General features: G+C 42.1%; 14 protein-coding genes. 9 read left to right on the top strand and 5 right to left on the bottom strand.

Translation table 11 applies throughout. The features are described 5' to 3' along the window. Window positions 1–282 precede the first annotated feature (282 nt). Window positions 283–972 (top strand): TetR/AcrR family transcriptional regulator, encoded by a 690-nt coding sequence (locus ABWT76_RS04155; RefSeq protein ID WP_354635685.1) that lies wholly within the window; start codon window positions 283–285, stop codon window positions 970–972. 9 nt (window positions 973–981) lie between these two features. Here ABWT76_RS04155 and ABWT76_RS04150 read toward each other — a convergent pair whose 3' ends face one another. Both ABWT76_RS04150 and ABWT76_RS04145 read right to left on the bottom strand, forming a co-directional pair. After that, a complete protein-coding gene (locus ABWT76_RS04150; RefSeq protein WP_354635684.1) occupies window positions 982–1,182 on the bottom strand; it encodes a hypothetical protein in 201 nt (66 codons plus the stop codon). A gap of 249 nt (window positions 1,183–1,431) precedes the next feature. Continuing rightward, window positions 1,432–1,737 carry a hypothetical protein gene (locus tag ABWT76_RS04145; protein WP_354635683.1) on the bottom strand — a complete coding sequence of 102 codons (306 nt, stop codon included), beginning with the start codon at window positions 1,735–1,737 and terminating at the stop codon, window positions 1,432–1,434. A gap of 279 nt (window positions 1,738–2,016) precedes the next feature. On the opposite strand from ABWT76_RS04145, the gene murJ reads away from it, so the two are divergent. The 3 genes from murJ to ABWT76_RS04130 all read left to right on the top strand — a co-directional run bounded on the left by murJ (window position 2,017) and on the right by ABWT76_RS04130 (window position 4,618). Beyond that, the gene (gene murJ, locus ABWT76_RS04140; RefSeq protein ID WP_354635682.1) at window positions 2,017–3,672 is read left to right on the top strand and encodes a murein biosynthesis integral membrane protein MurJ; all 1,656 of its coding nucleotides are present in this window, start codon (window positions 2,017–2,019) and stop codon (window positions 3,670–3,672) included. 206 nt (window positions 3,673–3,878) lie between these two features. Continuing rightward, window positions 3,879–4,208, top strand: a complete 330-nt coding sequence (locus tag ABWT76_RS04135; protein WP_354635681.1) for a hypothetical protein — start codon at window positions 3,879–3,881, stop codon at window positions 4,206–4,208. A gap of 275 nt (window positions 4,209–4,483) precedes the next feature. Continuing rightward, window positions 4,484–4,618 carry a hypothetical protein gene (locus tag ABWT76_RS04130; RefSeq protein ID WP_255353221.1) on the top strand — a complete coding sequence of 45 codons (135 nt, stop codon included), beginning with the start codon at window positions 4,484–4,486 and terminating at the stop codon, window positions 4,616–4,618. Window positions 4,619–4,737: 119 nt separating this feature from the next. Here ABWT76_RS04130 and ABWT76_RS04125 read toward each other — a convergent pair whose 3' ends face one another. After that, on the bottom strand, window positions 4,738–7,050 hold the full coding sequence (locus tag ABWT76_RS04125; protein WP_082348931.1) for a GAF domain-containing hybrid sensor histidine kinase/response regulator: 2,313 nt from the start codon (window positions 7,048–7,050) through the stop codon (window positions 4,738–4,740). 713 nt (window positions 7,051–7,763) lie between these two features. Here ABWT76_RS04125 and cobN point away from each other — a divergent pair. The 5 genes from cobN (at window position 7,764) to ABWT76_RS04100 (ending at window position 13,871) form a co-directional block, all read left to right on the top strand. Further along, on the top strand, window positions 7,764–11,759 hold the full coding sequence (gene cobN / locus ABWT76_RS04120; RefSeq protein ID WP_354635680.1) for a cobaltochelatase subunit CobN: 3,996 nt from the start codon (window positions 7,764–7,766) through the stop codon (window positions 11,757–11,759). Window positions 11,760–12,164: 405 nt separating this feature from the next. Beyond that, the gene (locus tag ABWT76_RS04115; RefSeq protein WP_354635679.1) at window positions 12,165–12,452 is read left to right on the top strand and encodes a hypothetical protein; all 288 of its coding nucleotides are present in this window, start codon (window positions 12,165–12,167) and stop codon (window positions 12,450–12,452) included. Then, window positions 12,449–12,847, top strand: a complete 399-nt coding sequence (locus tag ABWT76_RS04110) for a PIN domain-containing protein (protein WP_354635678.1) — start codon at window positions 12,449–12,451, stop codon at window positions 12,845–12,847. Before ABWT76_RS04115 ends, ABWT76_RS04110 begins: the two co-directional genes overlap by 4 nt. A gap of 386 nt (window positions 12,848–13,233) precedes the next feature. Then, window positions 13,234–13,515 (top strand): DUF433 domain-containing protein, encoded by a 282-nt coding sequence (locus ABWT76_RS04105; protein ID WP_054467654.1) that lies wholly within the window; start codon window positions 13,234–13,236, stop codon window positions 13,513–13,515. A gap of 8 nt (window positions 13,516–13,523) precedes the next feature. After that, entirely contained in the window at window positions 13,524–13,871 is a 348-nt protein-coding gene (locus ABWT76_RS04100) for a DUF5615 family PIN-like protein (protein ID WP_190879945.1), read from the top strand. A gap of 676 nt (window positions 13,872–14,547) precedes the next feature. Here the strand turns inward: ABWT76_RS04100 and ABWT76_RS04095 are convergent. Both ABWT76_RS04095 and ABWT76_RS04090 read right to left on the bottom strand, forming a co-directional pair. Further along, window positions 14,548–16,569: a bifunctional serine/threonine-protein kinase/formylglycine-generating enzyme family protein gene (locus ABWT76_RS04095; RefSeq protein ID WP_354635677.1), complete on the bottom strand. Its 2,022-nt coding sequence runs from the start codon at window positions 16,567–16,569 to the stop codon at window positions 14,548–14,550. A 470-nt stretch (window positions 16,570–17,039) separates the two neighbouring features. Next, window positions 17,040–17,900: an alpha/beta fold hydrolase gene (locus ABWT76_RS04090; protein ID WP_054467648.1), complete on the bottom strand. Its 861-nt coding sequence runs from the start codon at window positions 17,898–17,900 to the stop codon at window positions 17,040–17,042.

The raw sequence follows: 17,900 nt of genomic DNA, 5'->3' as shown, positions 1-17,900 counted from the left end.
GCGGATTAAAATTACAACACTTACAAAACTTACAAAACTTTACAAATAGAACGATAAGACATGGGGGGTAAAAAATCCTCCTTATTCTTATATCGGGGATAGTAGCCAAAATTATGCAAATCCAATTGCAAAAATTAGGCGCAAAAGTTTACTTGACAAAGCTTTTAGGCGATTTTTTATTTGAAATCTCAGTTCTAGCCGCCCCCACTATGCACTAATATGATTAATTCTTACTCTACTTCAAAAAGTTGTCACTGTCAACCATCATATTTGTTAAGATTTATGTCGATCGATGAACCAAAACCCTATCATCGTGGTAATTTACCTCGCCGTTTGATTGATGCCACCGTAGAATTACTGAAAACGGGCGAAATTAGTCAACTTTCCATGAGAAAAGTCGCCAAGATGATAGGAGTCTCTCACAATGCCCTTTATAAACACTTTCCTGATAAAGATAAACTTTTAGAAGCCGTCGCTGAAGAAGGTTTTACAATATTTCGAGATGCACTGCAAGCCGAAGTTAATAAATATCCCGATCGCCCTCTGCTACAGTTACAAAATACTGGGATTGCTTATGTTAAATTTGCCTTGAAATATCCGGCTTATTTTCGGTTAATGTTTGGAGCTTATCGCACAAATCCTACGCAAAAATCGCCTTTCTTATCACCAACACTAGAAACAATGTCAAATATATTGGTTGACCAACTAATTCAAGGTGTGGAGTCTCAAGAAATGGGTTTTAATGTTAAAGGAGAAGCTTTTATGGTGCTACTTAATACGATTATTCGATGTCAAGAAGCTGGATTAATTAAAGATGAAGATCCCAAAACTCAAGCATTAGCTTGTTGGTCAATTGTTCATGGGTTAGCAATGTTATTTATCGATGGACAAATTTTAATCACAGAAGAACAGTTAGTAACTTTGTTATCAGCATTAATTGTAAAATTTTTAATCGAAGGATTGTGCAAATAGCATTTTTAATTAAATTTCTTGCCATTCTCTAGCGTCAACAAATAAAGCTAAATGCTTTTTATTACTTGTTGCCACAATTACCTCATGTCCATGATGAGCCACTAAAATCGCTTGAGATGCTAAAATAACATCACCATCTAAGGCTTTATTGTCGGCGGTTGGCTTACCTTGTTTTCTAGCTTCAGCCCATAATTCGGCTGCTTTTAACATTACTTCTGTAGTCAGAGGAAGATAGATAATTGCTGATTTTAGTTGCTCTAATTTTCTGATACCTGAAAGTTTATTCGCTCTTAATAACTCCCGTCTGATTTCATAATCTATAATTTCGGGTAAAATTACTTGATAACCTCTTTGAGAGAGAAAGAGTTAAAAACCATTGTTGACATTGCAATGCTAAAGGATTCGCTTTAGGATTAGTAATTAATCCCACTGGTGCAGAATCCAATAAAATAACTTTACTCATTCAATTGAAACCCCATCAAGAGATTCAATAATTTTTAAAGTTTCTTTTTGTTCATTTTCATCATCTAATTCAGCCCAAGACTCAAATAAATTTTTAATTTTTTCTTGATTTTTGTCACTATTATTAATTTGATTAATAGCATGATTCCAAGCATTAATAGATGTCTGGTTTGTCATCAAAATTTCACGAAATAAACGCACAAAGTTTAATAATTCTGGGATAAATTCTTCGGGCGTCTGCTCAATTTCCATTAATAAATCAAGTCGTTGTTTGGTTGCTGTAACTTTATAGTTATTCATCATTATTTCCCTCGATTTTTTATTTTTTTGCTAAAATAAGTCCTAAAATTAAGACCCATCCTACTATTATACTAAACCAAAGCATCCCCCAACTTAGGCATTCGCTCCACAGAGAAGATATCATAAACCGCCAAGTCGGACAACGCCCTATATCTATATAATAAAACCCCAAGAGTAATTCATATCACATTACTAATCATAAACATTTCTCCCTTCACCCATCAGAATACTGCCAATTAACGCTTAAATAAGGGAAACCACTATAGGAACTCGTAACCATTCGTGTCTGAACAAAAAAAAGCCGCTCGTTCTTTAGCGGGAATTGCCGGAATTGTGGCCATAGCCACATTGATTAGTAAAGTTTTTGGCTTAGTCCGTCAAGTAGCGATCGCCGCTGCTTTTGGGGTAGGCGCCGCCTTCGATGCCTATAATTACGCCTATGTAATTCCCGGATTTTTGTTAATCCTCCTCGGTGGAATTAATGGCCCATTTCACAGTGCCATCATCAGTGTATTGGCGAAGCGGGACAAAGAAGAAGCCGGACCATTGGTGGAAACCATTAATACCTTAGTCACTAGCTTATTGCTGGTGGTCACGATCGCCTTAGTCATATTTGCCGAACCCCTGATGACTTTGGTAGCGCCCGGATTGAATATTACCGAAGCCCAAGCATTAGCCCAGGGCATGACCCCGGAAAATTTTCAAACCCTACAAATGACCAAAGATATTGCCATTGAACAATTTAGAATTATGGCACCGTTGGCCATGTTAGCGGGTTTAATTGGCATTGGCTTTGGCACATTAAACGCTGCGGATCAATATTGGTTGCCCTCCATTAGTCCCCTATTTTCTAGTGTGGCCTTAATTGGCGCGATCGGGATTTTAGCCTTGGATCTCGGTAGCCAAATTACTGCCCCAGAATATGCCTTACTCGGTGGTAGAGTCTTGGCTTGGGGCACCCTCGCTGGGGCAATTTTGCAATGGTTAGTCCAGTTAATTGCCCAATGGCGTAGCGGTTTGGGCACCGTGCGGCCACGGTTTGAATTTAACCGTCCGGGAGTGAAAGAAGTCATGCAGGTAATGGGTCCGGCCACCCTTTCCTCCGGGATGCTGCATATTAACGTTTATACGGATTTATGGTTTGCCTCGTTTATTCCTCAAGCGGCTGCCGCGTTGGGTTATGCCGGTTTATTAGTGCAAACCCCGTTAGGAATTATTTCTAATATGCTGTTGGTGCCCTTGATGCCGGTGTTTTCCCGGTTAGCTGACCCGCAAAATTGGCCGGAATTAAAAGACCGCATTCGCCAAGGGTTAGTGTTAACGGGAATTACCATGCTACCAATGGGCATTTTAATGATTGTTTTGGCAGTGCCCATTGTCCGGGTGGTGTATGAACGGGGGGCATTTAATCCAGAAGCTTCGGCATTTGTCGCCCCCATGTTGATGGCTTATGGGGTGGGGATGTTTTTTTATCTCGGTCGTGATGTGGTGGTGCGCGTGTTTTATGCCCTGGGAGATGGGGAAACGCCGTTTCGCGTCAGTATGGTAAATATTTTCCTTAACGGGGTGCTGGATTATTTATTAGTCCAAAGCTTTGGCGCACCGGGTTTGGTCTTGGCAACAGTTGGGGTGAATATTACCTCAATGGTGGCATTGTTGTGGTTGCTAGATCGGAAATTAAATGGGTTGCCGATTTTAAGTTGGAGTGGCGCGATCGCCTCTTTAACTGCTGCCAGTTTCGTTGCCGGGGCTGCCAGTTGGGGCATCTTGTGGGGTATTGAGCAAATTTTAGGCACTCAGGGTTTTCTAATTGTGATTTTAGAATTAGCGATCGCGGGTTTAGGAGGTTTAGGGGTGTTTGCCTTAATTGCCACCCAATTAAAGTTAGAAGAAGTGGATATTTTTGTAGACCGTGTGCGGCAAAAGTTAGGGCGATAGTTAATTGTTGATTGTTGTTGGTTGTTTGTTGTTTGTTGTTGGTTGATTGTTGATGGACGATATTGCTGAGGTAGGATAGTAGGGGTGTAGGGGCAAAGCATTCGGGCAGCTAATTCTCGGTTTTTACAGGTAATTTTTTACCCGAATGCTTTGCCCTTACCGGCAGTTAATCGCGTTTTCACAGTTAAAATAATTACCCGAATGCTTTGCCCTTCCATCTTATAGGCGCGATCGCTGGTAAATTCTGTTCTATAATCATAGAAGTTAAACCTTATCATATCCTCAACCCCATGAAAGGCTACATACAAGGACAAACCATTATTCTCATAGAACCCTTGCCGGAAAATCTCCGAGAAGGTGATGAAGTAGATGTTTCAATTGCCATCAAACCACAGAAAACATATCCTTTTCCTACATTTCAGTTAGGAGTTAAAGACGAATATCTGAATCGGGAAAAAATATATGAAAAAAATTTATTTTTGGATAGAAAAGAATTAATTCAAGCTACTTATTTTAGCCAGAATTTTGAACAGTAATTTTGAAATTCTTTATTCTACTGAAGAGAGAGTATAAAAAGTCTTAGAGTTAGCAGTAAATCATAACATCACTTCAGCTAAAATATTCGATATTCGGATAGCGGCTTTGATGTTTACAAAATTGATTATTTGGCTACTTACAATATTACTCATTTTCAGGGAATCCCAAAAGTAAATCCTTTGAAACCATCAGAAATTTTGAATCTTGTTCATAACTCAACTAACTGATGTTCAGGCTTGACCGTTAACATACTGTCTAGTTTAAGCATAATATATTGCTGAGAAAATATCGGAAGGTGGTGAGGCGCGATCGCACCACTTCCCTATACTTTAAAAAGCGCGATGCCGCTTTGATCGGATCCAGAGGCGCGATCGCCTCTTTAACTACTATTTGGTTGCCGGTAGGCTAAAGGAAGTGGAATCGGACGAGGGCAAAAAGGGGCGTTTTCGCCGGATGTTACTCTTCGGTGAACCTGTCATATTGTACCGCCGTAATATCCCCTCAAAAACATTCCCCATCTCCATAAAATTAACTTGCAAAAAAAGCCTTTATTTTATTTATAAAAAACTCTGGATTAATGGGTTTAAGTAAATAGTCATCAGCCCCAGCTTCCCAAAAATTTGTCAAATCTTCTGGGAGCAACTCAGGACTCATTAATACTAATATTTTTAATAAACTGGTTGAGTCGTTGCTGCGTAACTCTTCGATGAGTTCACAATCTTCAATGTCCGATAAAGGAGTATCAATAATCACTAATTTAGGTTGTAACACTTCTATATTCATTAGAGCATGAATGGCATCAACCAGCCAAACCACTTGATAACCAGCATTGGTGAGCAAGTCACAAAAAAATGTGGCAGTTTCTTCATCTTCTTCAATTAAAACAATTCCCCCTAGGGGATTATGATTCATTTCCATGTCGCTGACCGATGGATTATGGTTAAATTTTTTAATGGGTAATCCTACGGTAAAAATTGACCCAAATCCCACTTCTGAAGTGACATTAATCCAACCGCCATGTAGTTCTACGAGTTGTTTGGTTAAAGCCAAACCAAGTCCCGTTCCTTCATATCGGCGATGATATGAACTGTCTAACTGTTGAAATTTATTGAAAATCAGCGGTCTATGCTCTGGAGAAATGCCAACCCCGGTATCTTCAACTTGCAAAATCATATGATGAGATTCTCGCCAAACTCTGACAGTCACTTTGCCTCCAGCAGGCGTGAATTTTATGGCATTACTTAATAAGTTATAAAAAATTTGTTGAATTCGCCGGGAATCAGCAATTAGCTGGTCTTCTTCTGGTTTAAGCTGAAAGTCTCTCTGTAAAGAAATTTCGCTATCACGGGCTTCTTCTGACATTTTACTCAACATTTGATCCGCCATTTGAATTAAAGAAATTTTTTGCAGATTTAACACAGCGTTGCCCGCTTCGAGTTGGGAAATTTCCAGGATATCATTAATCAATTCTAGGAGATGTTCGCCGCTATCATGGATGGTTTTTAGATAATGGCGTTGCTTATCACTCAGTTGACCAAATGACCAACGGAGCAAGGTGGAAGACATCCCGATTACGCAAGTTAAAGGAGTCCGCAATTCGTGACTCATCGCCGCCAAAAATTCACTTTTAGATCGGCTGGCTGCTTCGGCGGCAATCAAGGCATCCCGTAGGTCTTGGTTCTGATGGTGAAATCTTTCTTCTAAAATTTGTTTGTGTTCCTGTAGCTGACGATATAGCAAGGCTTGACTAATAGCGATCGCCAAATGATCGGCAATATCTCGGAGAAATCGCCGATCGTTTTCTTGCCATTCACGAATTGTAGAACATTGATGAGCAATCAGGAGACCCCAAAGTTTTTCCTCGACCACAATTGGCAACAATAGCTCAGACTTCACCTGAGCTTTTTGCATAAATTCTAATAATTTTTTTTGATTTTTATAGGCGATATTAATATCACTAATGGCTAAAGTCAATGGGTTAGATGTTATATTGTTTAAGTCTAAATGGGAGACTAAATCGTTTTGCAATTCTAACTCTAGAATCGAAGGAATCTCTGATGAGGTTCTCGATTCATAGGTTGTGCAACCCCAATAATGATTAGATTCGGTCTGACTCGGTGGGACAGCCGAATGCTCTTTTTTGCATGACTTGTCTGAGTTTTTAAGTAGGTGGTTTTGAGCGAATTCATAGATTAAAAGTCGATCCACATCTAAACACCGCCGCACTTCTTCAACCGCTGTTGACAAAATAACTGGTAATTCTAGGCTTTGGCGAATTTGAGTGGTGACTTGATACAGGAGTTTTTCTTGTTTAATCTGTTGCTGTAAGGCATTTTCAATTGGTTGACAAATTGACACATATGGATATTCATTTTCATAACTCAGCAGCGATGTTTCGGCTTCGCTCGCTCCCTCGCTGGAGATAAGTTCTAGTAAGCGGATCGTAAATTGACTTTGGATTTTAGCATCGTTGGGTTCAAGGGGCTGACAGGCTGCTTTTATTTCGGCTATGCGATCGCCGGATAAGTCTGATAAACTGCTTAATTGATTACAAAAACTCGCGATCGCCTCGGTTTCAAAAGTTAAACCGATCTGAATTCGCTGTCTTGGGTGGCTGGTGGCGGATGATTTTTCACCAATCAAGACTAGGGCTTTAAATTTTTCTGACAAAAATAAAGTAAAATCTTCACATTTTGTTGCGGTGACCGTCGCCACTAAATCACACGCCAAATGTTCCCTAATCCATAAAGCATTTAGAGGGGAAATCATTTCCTCAAAAGCCCGGAACAACCGAGGGATTACATCACCACTTAATTCACAACTTATCTCGAAATCTAGCATATCTCAAAAACGATCTTATTTTACATTTAAAGCGAAAACACCATAAAGAATAGTTTCTCAAACCCTGGCAAAAATCTAAAAAAATAATTAACTTAAAAATTTCCGGGATTGATTTTTATTATGGTTAGCATTAATAATTCATAAATTTTAATTTTTAAGTCATATATTTAGGCCATGAAAAATTTAACCTGGATTGATTATAGCACCAAATAATTTTATTTAATGAATGATTGTAGCTTAGGCGATCGCAAAAAAACCTTAATATTTATTAAGTTATTCTAAATTTATATAACCGTCGAGGGATGATTTCGCCAATGATTTCGCTTCGATAATGGCTGACTTATTCCTAAAGAATTAATTTGAGTGCGAGTAAATGGGATGGATGAATGTCTATTATAGATTATACAGATTAATTGTAGTTCCTGTTTGGGTTCTGAGTATCACAGAGTAGTTTTTAGTAAATTTTGGCTGTTTAATATACCATATCGATCCAGAAAAATCTAAAAATCTATCTAAAGTTTTAATATTTTGGTCAGATTTCAGAAATTAGGACTTATCCACATCTGTCTGGGGTCTTTGTCCCAGAAACCAGATTTTTTCTTGTTTTTGCCAAATTCTCGATCGCGAAAAAACCTGGTTTCCCTTTCTCCTTTCTACCGCTTCAGCAAAAATGGTCTAAACTGAATTGCTGTACTTTCGGAGATTCAATTATTATGCACCGTCTCGCTGCAATTCCCGGAGGCTGGAATTCTGAAACGGAAGGGGTCATTTTTGTGGAACAAACCCCGGCGCCAGTGGTGTTCCTCACTGCTGCGGATACGGATATTCAAGTGTTTTCTGCCGCTATCACCCAATTGCCCAAGGATTTCCCTGGGTTACGGGTGACGAATTTGTTACAGCTTCAGCAGCAGTTGAGTATTGATACTTATGCTGAGGAGGTTTTGGCTAAGGCTGAGGCGATTATTTTGCGGCTGCTGGGGGGTCGCGCTTATTGGTCTTATGGGTTGGAAGTGGTGAAAGCAACGGTGGAACAAACCGGCGGCTATTTGATCGTGTTGCCGGGAGACGATCGCCCGGATCCAGATTTAATGGGTCATTCCACGGTTCCCCTGCGGGTGGTTAACCAAGTTTGGCGCTATTTGACCGAGGGCGGGGTGGAAAATACCCGGAATGCCCTGAAATTTATTGCTGACAATTGTTTGGGCAAAAATTATCAACCTCCGGCGCCGGTTTCGGTGCCCAGGGTGGGTCGATATGATTGGCTGTCAACAAATCCAGATATCGGGTTTTTAGATCCCCGGTTTTTTGAAAAAACCGGGGATCTTGCCGAAACCTCAGAAACCGGGTTTTTTCAAAAAACCCGGTTTCTTGCCCCGTTTCTTGCCTCTAAAATAGGCATTTTATTTTATCGTGCTCATTATTTGGCGGGGAATATGGCCCCCATTGATGCCCTTTGTGCGGCATTGGCTAAAAGAGGTTTAGACCCGGTGCCTTTGTTTGTTTCTTCCTTGCGCGATCGCGATGTGCAAGCCGAAATTTTATCTTATTTTCAAGATATTCAAGTTATTTTGAATACTACCGGATTTGCGATCGCTCAAGAGTCTGTGTCTAGTTCTCAGTGTAATTCTCAGTCTCATTCTCAGTCTAACGATCAAAATTATACTAAATCATCAAATAATATCTCATTTTGGCAACAGCTTGATGTGCCAGTTTTGCAAGTTATTTTGAGTAGTGGCACTGAGGAACAATGGCGATCGGGATTTCAAGGACTTTCCCCTCGCGATTTGGCGATGAATGTGGCATTGCCAGAGGTAGATGGACGGATTATTAGTCGGGCAATTTCTTTTAAATTAGTCCAAACTCAGGATAATAATATTGAAACTCCCGTGGTAGTTTATCAGCCGGTGCGCGATCGCATTGAATTTGTGGCTGACTTGGCAAAAAATTGGGCAAAATTGCGGCAAACTCCTCCAGAAAAACGCCGAATTGCTTTAATTTTAGCTAATTATCCCACCCGTGATGGTCGTTTAGCGAATGGGGTGGGTTTGGATACCCCCGCAAGCTGTGTGGAAATCCTCAAAGCTTTGCAAAAAGCGGGTTATTTTGTCAGCGATATTCCCGCTGATGGAGATGAGTTAATTACTCGACTAACTACGGGGATTACTAATGACCCAGAAGGGCAAACATTTCGCCCGGTTTGGCAACAGTTACCCCAGGGAGAGTATCAGAATTATTTTAGCACATTGCCGCCAGAAGTGCAAGCCCAAATTAGCGATCGCTGGCAAAATCCAGAGACTATATTAAATAGTGATATTCCCATTTCTGGGATTCAGTTGGGGAATATCTTTGTGGGAATTCAACCCTCTAGAGGCTATGACCTTGACCCTAGTTTCAATTATCATGCACCGGATTTAGAACCGACTCATCATTATTTAGGGTTCTACTATTGGCTAAAACAGCATTTTCAGGCTGATGCAATGGTGCATATCGGCAAACATGGAAATTTAGAATGGCTACCGGGTAAAGGGGTAGCTTTATCGGAAAATTGTTATCCCGAAATTGCCCTTGGGCCTTGGCCAAATTTATATCCGTTTATTGTCAATGACCCAGGGGAAGGTTCCCAGGCAAAACGCCGCGCCCAGGCGGTGATTATCGACCATTTAACCCCACCAATGACTCGCGCTGAGTTGTATGGGCCGCTGTTGGAATTGGAAAGATTGATTGATGAGTATTACGAAGCCCAAAATTTAGACCCAAAACGGGTTTCAATTATTCGCGATCGCCTCAGTAAGTTGATTTTTGACCAAAATTTACACCAGGAGTTATCTTTATCGGATAATAATAATGTAAATCAGTCAAAATCCGCCACTAAGGATGATGAAATTACCGATATTATTGCCAATTTAGACGGATATCTCTGTGAGTTAAAAGAGGCACAAATTCGCGATGGGCTGCATATATTTGGTCAATGTCCCCAAGGCAGACAATTACGAGATTTAATCGTCGCGATCGCCCGTTGTCCTGGTGTGGGTCGTCTGGGATTAACTCGTGCATTAGCAGAAGATTTAGGGCTAGATTTTGACCCGTTAACCGTCGATCCCGCTTTCATCCATCCCCAATATGGGCATATTGGAGAAGCGATCGAACAGTTAGAAAATATCGCCGCCGAATTAGTCGAACAGGTGATTAAAAACCATGTAGGGGCGATTCGCGAATCGCCCCTAACAGATTCTAATTTTACCCTAAATGTAGGGGCGATTCGCGAATCGCCCCTACAGGATAATCGCCAAATAAAATTATCAAAAATACCGGGAAAATCCACGGAACAAGAATTAAACTGGATTCGCCAGTTTCTCTTTCCAGCCCTACAAGAAACTCCGCAAGAAATTAGCCAATTAATACATGGATTAAATGGCGGATATGTGCCTAGTGGGGCTTCTGGTGCTCCCACCAGAGGCAGACCGGAAGTATTGCCCACCGGACGCAATTTTTACTCCGTAGATATTCGCGCTATTCCCACAGAAACCGCTTGGGATATTGGCCGCAAAGCGGCGGATGAAGTCATCTTACGTTATACTCAAGAAAATGGCGAATATCCCAAAACTTTAGGGTTATCAATTTGGGGAACTTCCACCATGCGAACCGGGGGAGATGATATTGCCGAAGCGTTAGCATTATTAGGCGTTCGTCCGGTTTGGGATGGCCCTTCTCGTCGGGTAGTGGATATAGAAATTATCCCTTTATCGGTGTTAGGTCGTCCTCGGGTTGATGTGACTTTAAGAATTTCTGGTTTTTTCCGGGATGGCTTTCCGAATTTGATTGATTTATACGATCGCGCAGTAAATGCGGTGGCAAGTTTGGAGGAACCCGCAGACCAAAATCCTTTGGCTTTTCAAGTACAAACAGAAACTAAAATTTGGCAAGAATTAGGACTTAATTCAGAACAGGCAAAGGCGCGATCGCACTATCGGGTTTTTGGTAGTAAACCGGGGGCTTATGGGGCTGGACTGCAAGGGTTAATTGAAGAACAAAACTGGTTAACTGATGAAGACTTAGCCCGGGCTTATATTAATTGGAGTAGCTATGCTTATACGGGCACTTCTACTGGCAATGTGGAAGGGCATTCTGCCCCCGAAGCATTTAACCAGCGGTTAAAAGAAATGCAAATAGTATTACATAACCAAGATAACCGCGAACATGACCTATTAGACTCCGATGATTACTATCAATTTCAAGGAGGTTTAACGGTAGCGGTTCGGTCTGTCACCGGCAAAAATCCGCAAACTTATTTTGGGGATAATTCCATTCCCGAAAAACCGAAAGTGCGACAATTGCGGGAAGAAATTGCCAAGGTGTATCGATCGCGAGTAATTAATCCCAAATGGATCGCTGGGGTAATGCGTCACGGATATAAAGGGGCGTTTGAAATTGCCGCGACTGTAGACTATTTATTTGCCTACGATGCTACAGCAAATTGCGTGCAAGACTATATGTATGAAGGGGTAGCAAATGCCTATATTTTTGATGAGAAAGTGCAGGATTTTATCCAGCAGAAAAATCCTTGGGCATTGCGGGATATGGCGGAACGGTTGTTAGAAGCAAAAGAACGGGGTTTATGGCAAAATGCGCCGGATTCAATGATTTCAGGATTGCGGAATATGGTATTAGAAGCGGAGGGAATTATTGAGAGTAAATCAGATATAAGATAGAGAAACCCCAAGAAACCTCAAGAAACCGGGTTTCTTTTTCGCAAAAAACAGTAGGGGCGTTCTCGCATTCGCCCCTACATTTCCACAACAGAAACCCGGTTTCTGAGATAGTCTGTAGGGGCAAAGCATAAAGCCTTCGGCATGGCTTCGCCCCTACAGGTTTTTATCGTAACCCCCAGAAACCGGGTTTCTTTTTCGCTAAAAACAGATAACTGTGGATATCCACCCCAGAAACCCGGTTTCTCTACCCCCGCAAGCAACCCCCTGCAACACCCCAGAAACTGGGTTTCTTTTTCGCTAAAAACAGTAGGGGCGTTCTCGCATTCGCCCCTACATTTCCAGAACAGAAACCCGGTTTCTCTACCCCCAAGTGCTACAATAGAAGGTAAAATAAGGAGATAAAATATGCAAGCTTACAAAACCACAGGAACCATCGATCGCGCCGGTAATTTAATTTTAGCGGAACCGCTGAATATTCCCCCAGGAGAAGTAGAAATTATTTTATTGCGATCGGTGACAGCAAATCCAGAACCTAACGGGTCAGCCCCCGAACCATCAGCAGAACAGCCAAAAAAACCGGCATCTAAACTGAAATCATTGCGGGATTTATTAGATAATGCCCCACCCGTTCCCCCAGATTTTAATCCAGATGAAGCACGATGGGAAGCCCTCAAGGAAAAATACGACCTATGAAAGTTTTACTCGATACCAATGTAATTGTAGATGTAGCCGTAGAACGTCAGCCTTATTTTGCTGCAAGTCAACAAGTTTTATTAAAGGTGGAACAAAAAGAAATTGAAGGATATGTTTCCCCTTCTATTTTGAGCGACATTTATTATATCGTTCGTAAAGCAAGAGGCAAAGACTGGACTATAGATTTTTTAAACTGGTTAGTCAACGTTTGCCAAATTGCTACGGTGAATGATGAAGCAATTCGGGTGGCTTTATCGGCAAATTTTGCGGATTTTGAAGATGCTATTCAATATGGAACGGCAGTGGTGAATCAATTAGAAGTTATTGTCACCCGAAATCCCCAGGATTTTCCCGTAGAAACTCCCCGCATTATGACTCCTAGTGAATTAATTTAGCGGACAAAGAAACCGGGTTTCTTGTTCGCGAAAAACAGATAACTGCGGATATAACAGAAACCCGGTTTCTGGGGTTGGGTTTTTGGGTTATTCGACTTCGGCAAAGAAGAAACCGGGTTTCTATAAAATTTGTTAGTTGGTGGCAAAGGTTGTCTAAAGAAACCCGGTTTCTATACCCCCGCAAGCAACCCCCAGAAACCGGGTTTCTTTTTCGCAAAAAACAGATAACTGCGGATATAACAGAAACCCGGTTTCTGGGATAGTTTTTATGGTAAAATAAAAATGCCAGTGGTATGGTGCGTTAGCTTGCCCTAAATTTAGGGTTTCAAAAGCGAATTAAAACCGAGCCTTAACCCATCAATAATTTATGAATTTTGAAGGTAATCATGGTTCAAGCAACAGAGTATCTTTACATTGTACGAGATGATGAGATTTTGCACGGAGAACCAATTGTCCGAGGCACTCGTACACCCGTTAGAGCAATTGTAGAAACTTGGCGCATGGGTGTCGCACCAGAAGAAATTTCCAAAGGAATGCCTCATTTAACTTTAGCACAAGTTTTTGGCGCATTAACTTACTACAGCGATCATCAAGCGGAAATTAATCGTTATATCGAGCAAAACCGCATTCCCGATGAACTGATTGATCCATTAGTGAGAGATTTGTGAATAGTATTGTGAATAGTTTATTTATTCGTTTGTACTTAGATGAAGATGTTAATGTCTTGGTGGCAGAATTGCTGCAAGCCAGAGGATTTGATGCTATTACTGCCAGAGATGCCGAACAACTTCATGCTACTGATGCCGAGCAATTTGCCTATGCTGTCAGTCAAGAAAGAACTATGATTACTCACAATAGAACTGACTTTGAATCGCTGGTACAAGCTTATTTTGATTCAGGGCAGATGCATTATGGTGTCATTTTTGCGGTTCGTCGTTCTCCCCAAGAAATTGCCCAACGATTACTAATTATTCTCAATCAAGTGACCTCAGATGAGATGCAAAATCAGGTTCGGTATATTTAAAATGATATTTAAAATGCCTCACCCCTACAGATAATTGTGGTTTACTGAATAAACCCGGTTTCTGAGATTTGGCAACGGATAAAGAAACCCGGTTTCTGGGATAGTCTGTAGGGGCAAAGCATTCGGGCAGTTAATCTCGGCTTTTACCAAATAACCTCATACCCGAATGCTTTGCCCTGATATTGTGAACAAACCCACCAACCCCAAAGCCAGGGCGAAGCATTCGGATAATAAATTCCCCGTTTCTCCCTAAAGTTAACTGCCCGAATGCTTCGCCCCTACAGGTTTTTATCGTAACCCCTAGAAACCGGGTTTCTTTTTCGCAAAAAACAGATAACTGCGGATATCCACAACAGAAACCCGGTTTCTTGTGTCGCGATCGCCTCCTGTTGGGACCCAGAAACCGGGTTTCTTTTTCGCAAAAAACAGATAACTGCGGATATCCACAAAAGAAACCCGGTTTCTCTACCCCCGCAAGAAACCCCCAGAAACCGGGTTTCTTTTTCGCGAAAAACAGATAACTGCGGATATCACCACAGAAACCCGGTTTCTTTTCTTAGGGACAAACGCGGATATATTTTATTTTCGGATAAGGTTGGCAGCCATTTTTGAAAAAAAAATTTTTCGCGCAAAGCGCGAAGGGGGGAGGGAAAGAGGGAAAAAGAGCAGAGGGAAATTAAGTTCTCGGCAGGGAGATCCCAAAACGGAAGCCAATATCGTGACCCCGATAGCCCGGATCGCGGAAGTAACGACGCGCCGAACGGCAACGCCTGGGATTGCCGTACCAGCTTCCGCCACGCAACAGCCTCAGATTAGAATTTCCCCGAGATGTCCAAGCACTGCCATCGGTCGGCGCACCATTATAATTTTCATGCCAATGGTCTGCACACCATTCCCAGACATTCCCGTGCATATCGTAGAGTCCAAAAGCATTGGGCGGAAAGCTGCCTACATCAGTGGTTTGCTGACGATATACCCCTTCTGGCCCATTACCATAAGTGTAGTTTCCGTCGTAATTCGCTAAATCCGTAGTAATCGTTTCCCCAAAATAAAAAGGGGTGGTAGTTCCTGCGCGACAAGCATATTCCCATTCTGCTTCCGAAGGCAAACGATAATTTTTACCCGTTTTTTGCGATAACTTTTGGCAAAATGCCACTGCATCATTCCAGCTAACATTTTCCACCGGACGATTTAGCCCTTTAAAATTAGAGGGATTATTTCCCATCACTGCTTGCCACTGCTGCTGAGTCACGGGGTATTTAGCCATAAAAAAAGCGGGTACTGTCACCGAACGCTGCGACCCTTCGCTGCTACTTCTCTCTTTCTCTGTTTCTGGGGAACCCATCATAAATGTCCCCCCTGGAATAGCCACCATATCCAGAGTGACACCATTACCTAAGTCTTCTCTGGAATATTCTGCTTGCAGTGATTCGGAGTTAATTTTTTCTCCTCGATCATTTACTTTCACCGTTGTAAAAGAAAAGCGATCCCCCCCTGCCCCCCTTGAAAAGGGGGAAGAATCTTCTTGCCCCCCGCTTGAAACGGGGGGAGAATCTTCTTGCCCCCCGCTTGAAACGGGGGGAGAATCTTCTTGCCCCCCCTTTTTAAGGGGGGGTTGGGGGGGATCTGACCAAACTTCCTGCCACACATACCCTCCCATAATTCCCACTCCCGCAAACCCCGCAATTTTAATCAACTTGCGGCGACTCAAAAATGGCTGAGAAACAAGAGTAGGAGGAACTGTTTGAGTCTTTGGTTTTGGTGGCTGCGGTTTTGGTATCGGTTTTGGTGGCGGATAAAGCTGATATTCTATTTCTGCTAATCTCTGTAAAATCACTCCGGGATTATCCGGTCGCTGACTGGCTTTTCCTGCCATCAACTCATCAATAAAATCTACCAACAGTGGCGATATCTCTTTAGTAAACCCCCGCCACTTTAACTCATTATTATAGGAATCATAAATTGCCGGGTCAGTGGGCAGCTTCCCCGTCAGCAAATAGACAAAAGTTCGCCCCAAGGCAAAAAAATCCGACTGGGGAACTGCCCGGTTATTCTCTTGTTCCGGTGGGGTAAACCCTGCGGAACTAATTTTCGTAATTGCCCCACTATTTTGTTTAGCCATATAAGTCCCGGTCATTTCCCTGACTGTGCCAAAATCAATTAAGGCCAACTTGCCATTAGGTTGGAGCATAATATTAGAAGGCTTAATATCCCGGTGGAAAAAATTCTCTCCATGCACCACTTGGAGAATTTCCGCAATTTCTTTCAACCACTTTAAAGCCATCTTTTGATCGATGGGACGCCCCCGTTGCCCGAGATATTCTTCTAAGTCCATCCCCTCGATATATTGCATCACAAAACAATGCACGGGATTTTGGCTATTTTTGGGAAAAAATTCAATATATCCATCTCCCTGGGGAATTCCTGGATGCCGTAGTTGCTTGAGAACTGCTGCTTCTTGTTGGAACAGTTCCACCGCTTTGGCAACGTTCAAAGTCAGCACTTTTAAGACTTTGACTTTGTTATTGTCATATAAATCTTCCACCTGGTAAGTCTTGCCAAAACCTCCTTTGTCACTGAGGAGTTGAGTGACTTTGTAGTGTCCTGCGAGGAGAAGTTCCGATCCACAGGTTTGGCAAAATAGCTGATTGTCAGGGTTTTGCGGTTTTTGGCAGTTGGGGTTGATGCACAGACTCATCTGCTTGATGTGGGTAAGGGCTATTTTATTCTAGCGGGTTTCTGGCGCTTCGACTTCGGCAAAAAAGAAACCGGGTTTCTATGACATTTGTTTGTTGGTGGCAAAGTTTGTCTAAAGAAACCCGGTTTCTCTACCCCAGCAAGCAACCTCAAGAAACCGGGTTTCTTGTTCGCTAAAAACAGATAACCTTGATATCCACAACAGAAACCCGGTTTCTCTACCCCCGCAAGTAACCTCAAGAAACCGGGTTTCTTTTTCGCTAAAAACAGATAACTTTGATATTTACAGCAGAAACCCGGTTTCTGGGGAGTTGACTTCGGCAAAGAAGAAACCGGGTTTCTATAAAAGTTGTTGGTTGGTGGCAAAGGTTGTCTGAAGAAACCCGGTTTCTGGGGTTGGGTTTTTGGGTTATTTGACTTCGGCAAAGAAGAAACCGGGTTTCTATAAAAGTTGTTGGTTGGTGGCAAAGTTTATCTGAAGAAACCCGGTTTCTGGGGTTGTTGTTCGGCTAGAAATTCTTCGACAATGCGGTTAAATGCTGCCGGTTCTACTAAGAATGGCCAATGGTTGCCTGGGGCTTGGCAAATGCGTAATTTTTTTAAGTACGTTTTGTAAGGTTTGAGTTGCCATTCCATCCGATTAACCCCTTTTTCCGGTTGCACAAATAAAGTGGGAATCTGAATCGGTTCGGTAAGCCCGGGGACGCGCATTACTTCTTCAAATATCTCGTTTCGGGCTTCAATGGTACATTTACTTGCCCAAGTTCCGTCGGGTTTTTGTTCTATTCCGGTTTGAAATATTTGTTGTTGTTCCAGACTCCATCCTTGATAAAGGGGTAATGCTTTGGCGCGGTTTTCTGCGGCTTGATATGTGGGGACTGGTTCAATTTCTTTTAAGGATGGTAAGACTCGATATAAAATAGGAAAGGTGAGTTTCATGGCCGCTGGCATTTTGGTGATGAAAATCGGGTCAACTAATACCATGCTGCGAATTAGATGGGGGGATTTTACTGCCCAAATTGGGGCTAGTTTGCCACACCAAGAATGAGCGACGATATGGGTAGATTGCCACCCTAAATGGTCTAATAATGCTTCTAAGTCCGCGATCGCTTCTTTAAAGGTATAGCCAGTTTTGGGCTTACTGCTATCACCATGTCCGCGCATATCCACCGCCACAATATGATAGCGATCGCGCAAATATTCGGCCAAACTTGCCCAAACCAGGGCATGATTAGCCAACCCATGCAACAACAGCAATGGTTCTTTCCCTTGGTTCCATTCCCAATAAGAAAGCTGAATATCCCCTAAATTTAATGTTTGATGTGTAGCCAT

It is taken from the genome of Planktothricoides raciborskii GIHE-MW2, assembly GCF_040564635.1.
Classification (GTDB): domain Bacteria; phylum Cyanobacteriota; class Cyanobacteriia; order Cyanobacteriales; family Laspinemataceae; genus Planktothricoides; species Planktothricoides raciborskii.
The sequence above is the reverse complement of the archived record's forward strand: the minus strand, read 5'-3'. Positions and strand labels throughout refer to the sequence as shown.

Coding starts and splice junctions, on each gene's coding strand:
- ABWT76_RS04155 (WP_354635685.1), top strand. CDS start 283: ATGTCGATCGATGAACCAAAACCCTATCATCGTGGTAATTTACCTCGC.
- ABWT76_RS04125 (WP_082348931.1), bottom strand. CDS start 7,050: ATGCTAGATTTCGAGATAAGTTGTGAATTAAGTGGTGATGTAATCCCT.
- ABWT76_RS04095 (WP_354635677.1), bottom strand. CDS start 16,569: ATGAGTCTGTGCATCAACCCCAACTGCCAAAAACCGCAAAACCCTGAC.
- ABWT76_RS04115 (WP_354635679.1), top strand. CDS start 12,165: ATGCAAGCTTACAAAACCACAGGAACCATCGATCGCGCCGGTAATTTA.
- ABWT76_RS04150 (WP_354635684.1), bottom strand. CDS start 1,182: ATGTTAAAAGCAGCCGAATTATGGGCTGAAGCTAGAAAACAAGGTAAG.
- ABWT76_RS04145 (WP_354635683.1), bottom strand. CDS start 1,737: ATGATGAATAACTATAAAGTTACAGCAACCAAACAACGACTTGATTTA.
- ABWT76_RS04105 (WP_054467654.1), top strand. CDS start 13,234: ATGGTTCAAGCAACAGAGTATCTTTACATTGTACGAGATGATGAGATT.
- cobN (WP_354635680.1), top strand. CDS start 7,764: ATGCACCGTCTCGCTGCAATTCCCGGAGGCTGGAATTCTGAAACGGAA.
- ABWT76_RS04110 (WP_354635678.1), top strand. CDS start 12,449: ATGAAAGTTTTACTCGATACCAATGTAATTGTAGATGTAGCCGTAGAA.
- ABWT76_RS04090 (WP_054467648.1), bottom strand. CDS start 17,900: ATGGCTACACATCAAACATTAAATTTAGGGGATATTCAGCTTTCTTAT.